2 protein-coding genes and 1 pseudogene are annotated in these 3,547 nt (G+C 39.3%); 1 reads left to right on the top strand and 2 read right to left on the bottom strand.

From position 1 onward, the window contains the following. Positions 1 to 192 precede the first annotated feature (192 nt). Positions 193 to 861 (bottom strand): hypothetical protein, encoded by a 669-nt coding sequence (locus tag ACTRWI_RS22090; RefSeq protein ID WP_499133847.1) that lies wholly within the window; start codon positions 859 to 861, stop codon positions 193 to 195. 37 nt (positions 862 to 898) lie between these two features. Next, positions 899 to 1,675 (bottom strand): annotated as a pseudogene (locus tag ACTRWI_RS22085) (IS5 family transposase). Positions 1,676 to 2,095: 420 nt separating this feature from the next. On the opposite strand from ACTRWI_RS22085, the gene ACTRWI_RS22080 reads away from it, so the two are divergent. After that, entirely contained in the window at positions 2,096 to 3,364 is a 1,269-nt protein-coding gene (locus tag ACTRWI_RS22080) for an MFS transporter (RefSeq protein WP_499133846.1), read from the top strand. Positions 3,365 to 3,547: the final 183 nt, after the last annotated feature.

The raw sequence follows: 3,547 nt of genomic DNA, 5'->3' as shown, positions 1-3,547 counted from the left end.
CCGAATATTAGCAATTCATAAATAACCTGAAGTATGGCAAAGAGAAAAAAAACCACGATTGCGGAGTTAAGAAAGTTGGCGATATAAGAGTGTCATGAAGATATTCAAAATAAGATCACACAACAAATGCAACACCATTCGTTTTGACAACTGTTATTTAATGAACGCTACGTTTGGGATGGAAATGTCACATCAGTGTAATTTATCTTCTAAAAACATAGATTTACTCTCTGATTTTATCGTTTTAATAGCTTCATTGAGGGCATCTTGATCTGATTTATATTGCTCATTCCAAAGACATGACGTTCCGCATGAACCGACAACTTCTAACAACCATAGGCCGTTGTCACCCTCATAGATAACAATTTCAAACAATTCTTCATCATGCTCAAACTCGCAGCTTAAAGGGGAATACTTCACCTCAAATTCATCATCATCATCAACATCAGCATCAGAAAAATCTGGATAGATTACGTTTGTTTCTTTAGTTGTTACTTTTTTCCTTTCATCATAATACTCAAAGAACTCTGGGTTACTTAGTGTTTCACTAACGATCATTTCAACATCATCAAGGACGAAAGATTTATCTCCAGAAGCAAGCCAAAACGCATGGATGACAAACAGCATTGCTGTTTCAGCTTCAATATCTATTGAACCATTTTCAACAAGATATTCTTTGAATAATGGTATCAGCTCGTATGGATTATCTTTTTTCGGTAATGATTGAAAAAGCTTCAAAAAGTCACTACCAACACTCACCATTTCTACTTTATTCTTTTTTTCGATATTCTTTTGCTTTTGTAAGCGAGCTTTCTTTGCTTTGTTTTTTGCTCTTTTGCTTCGTTTATCAGTATTACTCATGACAAATTCCTGTGACTATAGGGGGGGTTGTTTGATTTTAAATGATATACTGAGTTTTAGGCATACTTATCCCAGTAAGCTTGTTGAGTGCTTTGATTATGGCGTAAGTCTCCCTAACTTGTGCGTTGTAATTGCGAAGCGTGAGTGACGCGCCTAGTAGTTGCTTCACGCGGAGGGAATAGAGGTTCGCTTTCTTAACCCTAATCACCCAATGGCACTCCCTTGTATCGTATATGCAATCTCCCGAGATTTCCTTGATGGAACGGTGTGTTTGTTTGAGCAAATTAGGGAGTCCTTCCACATCTGTCACGCCCGAAAGTATCAGTTCAACTACAATAATTTCATGAGTATCTGTATCAATGGCAAGATGGAGTTTACGCCAGACTCGACGCTTACCATCGGTTCGGTGTTTTTTCACTTTCCATTCCCCTTCACCATATACCTTGAGCCCAGTTCCATCGATAGTCAGGTGTTGAATGGCACCTCGTGACGAGGCTTTGAAATTAAGCTCTACATTCTTAGATCGGCGACTGATGCATGAATAGTGGGGACAAACCAATGGGACGTTTGCCAATCTAAAAACATAGTCAATAAAGCCTTGTAGCGCCCTTGATGGTAAGGAAAAGACGCGCTTGACCATGAGAGCAGTTGTGGTAGCGATGTCACTAAACAATCGTGGTGTACCACGTCTATTCTATTTAGGTTATTTCCTCTTAGTTATTATCTCTACGTCAATCCAAAACATGAGTGAACTTCGGTTGTTCAAGGATTTATTGTACTTGCGCCAGTTAATGGTTTTATTCTGTGAATACAGAAACCACGGGGTACCCGAAGATGAATGCCCTCGGCATGCCTGGGGAGGAATCTTCAGCGAGGCTTCGGCATGAAATCAAAGTCAGTAAATGAATGTCCCTGATCGTTGGATTCTGACTTATTTCATTCGATGTTTACAACAAAGCTGGTGTGTACTTGATTCCACGCTTTATAAAGCCCTATAAGTGATAAACATATCATTTAGTTTGGTGTTTTTTCATACTAGTTTTTTATGACACTCTATTGTACATATATCCAACTTTATGCTGAGTAATGTGTTTGTTATGGTTTTTTCATCCAATTGAACTTAAACCATTGTCGATAAATAACTTTCAGTTATATATGTATGTTATTTTTCATATTGACTATAACTCATATCTTTAATAATAATGTAACAAATAACAACTAGGTGTTACATTTTATGTCAGAAGCAAAAGCCATTATAGATTCACAACCTTGGTTCTCAATTGGCCGTGAAGGGTGGCTCCTAGTGCTAGGTTCAGGCTTCAATAGGTTTGGGCAGTTTATGTCGTTACCGTTTCTGGCTTTATACCTATCTTCGACTTCTGAATTGTCAAATACCTATATTGGAATGATCATTGCCTGCGGCCCTCTTGCTGGCGTAATTTCTGGTTTTTATGGTGGTACTTTGTCCGACCATTTACCAAGAAAATTCGTACTCACATTCTCGGCGTTACTTGTAACATTTGCCTATGCGTTGTTTTTCTATCTAGATTCACCCATCTACCTCGCTTTAACAAACTTAGTATTTGGTATGGCGACGGCTGTATTTGAACCTGTTCTTATGGCGGCATGTAGGGATGAGGGAGAGAAAAAAAAGATCCAAAGAGCAATGATTCTTCGCTATACCTCAATCAATGTTTCTGCGGCTATTGCACCTCTTGTTGGTGGATATTTTGCTTCCAGTGACAATCCAAGCATGGTGTTTTTAATCGCAGGTATCATGAGTTTCGGTTTACTTTTTGCCGTCTTGTTCTTTGACATTACGCCCCACAAGTCGGTCCCTCAAAAAGCTCCTAGTTTTGTCGAAACTTTAAAGGTTGTCCTTACCGATAAGAAGTTCACCTTTTATGTCATGGCATTTACATTGGTGTTGTTTTCATATGCCTTAACGAGCTCTGCATTATCCTTACAACTTCTCGAGCAATTTGGCTCTTCTCAAAGTGCCAAAGGTTTACTGGATATGTGGAAGGGTTACTGGGGCAACAACCTAAGTGGAGCTCAATTATTCACATTGTTATTGGTAGTAAACGCTGTCAGCGTTCTTCTTTTTCAAGCCCCAATGACCTACTTACTGCGAAATGAAACGACACTTAACAAGTTGTTGAAAAGCGGTCTTTTGATGTCTGTTGGTTACGCGGCACTTATCGTGCCGACAGACAGTTATCATATATTCGTTTTAGCAATCGTCATCATTTGTGCTGGTGAATCCGTGATGTTCCCAATGACAACAATTTTAACTGATGATACTGCCCCTGAGTCTAAACGAGGTAGTTACTACGGAGCTGCTGGCTTTAAGAAATTAGGCTTCGTACTCGCCCCTCCTATAGGTGGATGGTTACTAGACCAATACTCTCCATCAATTCTTTGGGCGAGTGCTTGTTTTTCATCCTTGTTGGCATTAGCAATCTGCTTGTATGCCAGTAAGTTTCCAAACCCACAAAAATAATCAAAAAGGAATAAACATTGGACACTGCAACGTTAAGTCTTGAGCAACACCCTAATCTCTATCAGTCTCAGTTTCTGTTGAGAGACCATTATTTAAGTTTGCTGCAAACACCGGAGCATTGTTACGACGCAATGGATACGGTTGAAGATATTCAATGGCGTTACGCTCTTGAAGAACAATGGC

The organism is Pseudoalteromonas sp. G5_S1_14_S5 (assembly GCF_054968605.1).
Note: the sequence above shows the minus strand (reverse complement) of the source record. Positions and strands in the feature narration are given on the sequence as shown.